This window comes from Syntrophorhabdus sp. (assembly GCA_012719415.1).
Taxonomy (GTDB): domain Bacteria; phylum Desulfobacterota; class Syntrophorhabdia; order Syntrophorhabdales; family Syntrophorhabdaceae; genus Delta-02.
This window is the reverse complement of sequence record JAAYAK010000012.1, coordinates 1-2,479: the sequence shown is the minus strand read 5'-3', so window position 1 is coordinate 2,479 and position 2,479 is coordinate 1. Positions and strand designations below refer to the sequence as shown.

Genomic DNA, 2,479 nt, shown 5'->3' with positions numbered 1-2,479 from the left:
TGGTCATTGGAATTTGATCATTGGTCATTATCTTCAACAGGGTGATATGCTCGAAAACCTTGCCATCATCGGAACGATCGCGTTCGTTCACCTTCTCGGCGCCATGAGCCCGGGGCCGGACCTTGCCATGTCGGTGCGCAATTCCCTGACCTATTCGCGAAGGACGGGGATATTCACGGCTGTCGGGTTCGGGCTGGGCGTGGCCGTTCACGTTGCCTACTGCATAGCCGGGATAGCCGTCGTCATCGCGCGATCCATCCTCGTCTTCAGCACGATCAAGTACCTGGGGGCGGCATATCTGCTGTACATAGGGATACGGTCGGTCGTCAGCCGGCAGCCCGGGATGGAGGCGGATGTGGTGACGAAAAGGAAAGACATCTCTCCCTTCAGGGCAGTCCGCATGGGGTTTTTCACGAACATCCTGAACCCCAAGGCGACGCTCTTTTTCCTCGGCCTTTTCACGGTCGTCATATCTCCTGCCGCGCCCCCGCCCCGCCATATTCTCGTCATCGCGGGCATTGTCATGGTGGTGGACACCATGCTGTGGTTCGGTTTCGTGGCCCTTTTCCTCAACGAGAGGCACGTGAGGTCCTTTTTTGAGAGGTTTCAGGGTTATTTCAACAGGGCCTTCGGGGGAGTGCTCATCCTTCTGAGCATTAAGATAGCGCTTTCGCGCGATTAGCCGTCCCGTGGAGACACGCACGAAGCAAAAGTGATGACAGGCACCCCTCGACGTGCTATAGTGAATACGGGTTTCCGTCCGGAAGCTCAAGGGTCTTCAAAACGCATAAGGCAAAGAGGGAAAGATAGGGTTTGTCCTGAAGGGGTGGTGTGAACTATCGACCATCATAAGGAGGAGTTTGTCATGGAAGAAAAGCTTGCTAACCCCGCACCACTCGGCCTCATGGGATTCGGTATGACCACCGTGCTTCTGAACATCCACAACGCGGGGTTCTTCCCCGTGGGATCGATGATCCTCGCGATGGGGGCCTTTTACGGAGGCCTTGCCCAGATCATTGCTGGCATCCTGGAGTACAAGAAAGGAAACACCTTCGGCGTAACGGCCTTCACGTCGTACGGCCTTTTCTGGTGGACCCTCGTATTCATTCTCGTCTTCAAGGGACTTCCCGGGAACCCCGAATCCTTCATGGGATGGTACCTCTTCATGTGGGGCCTGTTCACCTTCTTCATGTGGTTCGGTACGTGGGGCAAGAACAGGGGCATACAGTTCGTGTTCCTGAGCCTTTTCATCCTCTTCTGGCTTCTTGCCATCCGTGACTGGACGGGCAGTACCGCCATCGGCACCCTTGCCGGATGGGAAGGCATCATCTGCGGCCTCTCCGCCGTCTACCTGGCAATGGCCGAGGTCTTGAACGAGGTGCACGGAAGGACCGTCCTTCCCATAGGGGAGATAAAGAAGTAAGGACAGTTTCAGGTCTCAGGTCTCACGTTTCAAGCAGAGGCAAGAAATACGCCCCTCCAGCCGATAAGGCAGAGGGGCGTATTTGTCACACGGTATGTATAGCTTCACGCGCGTTTCTTTGGCTTTTGGCCTAAAACCTGAAACCTGAAACTTGAGACTTGAGACCGTCTTCTCACCTGTCCCTGTTCTTCCACTGCATGAAGAGTATGATGGCTGCCCAGATGAAGGCGGCTGTCATGATGAGGGAGCCGAAGACGTGTGACGTGTTGGCCAGAGTGTGGTCGAGGTTGAGCAGGCCAAGGCGCCCGAGGATGTTGTTCCAGTCGTGGTATCCGGGGACGTCCTGTCCCGTCACGCCGCCGAGGAGCATCAGCTGCTGAGCTCGGGCGTCGTTGATGTAGGGGGCCATGTCGATGAAATTCTGTCCCGTCCACCACAGCGCGAAGGAGGCGGCAAAGGCGTCGCCCCGTTTCAGAAAGGCGGCGAGACAGATGACGGGTATGAGCACCTGCATGAGGCTTCCTCCCAGCACGCCCATGAAGTCGCCGAGGATGCGAAAGACAATGTGCCCGGCCTCATGGAAGGGAAGGCTGATGTTGTGGAAAAAGGAATGGCCCGCCAGTTCGCTGGATGGCAGGTGGACCATGAGCCTTACGCCCGCAACGACAAGAAGCGCGAACACCAGGCACCTTCCCCAGAAATAGAAGGGATTCACCTTCACCTGGGCAGGGAAGAGAAGACGCATGAGAGCAGGTCCATCCTCGTCCATCGCTATGGCGACCGACGCTTTTCCATTTCCTTCTCTCACCGGGTCGCCCAGGGACCCGGCCAGCGTCTCGTAAGCCCAGGTGATCTCCCTGATCCTGTCCCAGTCGCCCTCGAATTCCCTCTTCAGGCGCCCGAAGGCCTCCTCCACCTCCTCCCGCGACGCCCCCTCGGGAAGGCCGAGAATGCCATAACAGGTTTCCTCGATACCACCCATCATCCTAACCTACCATGTCAACCGACAGGGAGCAAACAGGGTTTCAAGTCTCAGGTTTCAAGCCTCACGCTTCA

At 56.9% G+C, this 2,479-nt stretch carries 3 protein-coding genes; 2 read left to right on the top strand and 1 reads right to left on the bottom strand.

The features are described from left to right. Window positions 1-46: 46 nt before the first annotated feature. Window positions 47-682 (top strand): LysE family translocator, encoded by a 636-nt coding sequence (locus tag GXX82_00525; GenBank protein NLT21510.1) that lies wholly within the window; start codon window positions 47-49, stop codon window positions 680-682. 183 nt (window positions 683-865) lie between these two features. Continuing rightward, complete coding sequence (locus tag GXX82_00520) at window positions 866-1,423, top strand: acetate uptake transporter (protein ID NLT21509.1); 558 nt, start codon at window positions 866-868, stop codon at window positions 1,421-1,423. A gap of 172 nt (window positions 1,424-1,595) precedes the next feature. Here GXX82_00520 and GXX82_00515 read toward each other — a convergent pair whose 3' ends face one another. Further along, the gene (locus tag GXX82_00515; GenBank protein NLT21508.1) at window positions 1,596-2,408 is read right to left on the bottom strand and encodes a zinc ribbon domain-containing protein; all 813 of its coding nucleotides are present in this window, start codon (window positions 2,406-2,408) and stop codon (window positions 1,596-1,598) included. Window positions 2,409-2,479 lie beyond the last annotated feature (71 nt).

Bases quoted from the DNA above. Each gene is read 5' to 3' on its own strand.
- GXX82_00525 (NLT21510.1), top strand. From the start codon at position 47: ATGCTCGAAAACCTTGCCATCATCGGAACGATCGCGTTCGTTCACCTT.
- GXX82_00520 (NLT21509.1), top strand. From the start codon at position 866: ATGGAAGAAAAGCTTGCTAACCCCGCACCACTCGGCCTCATGGGATTC.
- GXX82_00515 (NLT21508.1), bottom strand. From the start codon at position 2,408: ATGATGGGTGGTATCGAGGAAACCTGTTATGGCATTCTCGGCCTTCCC.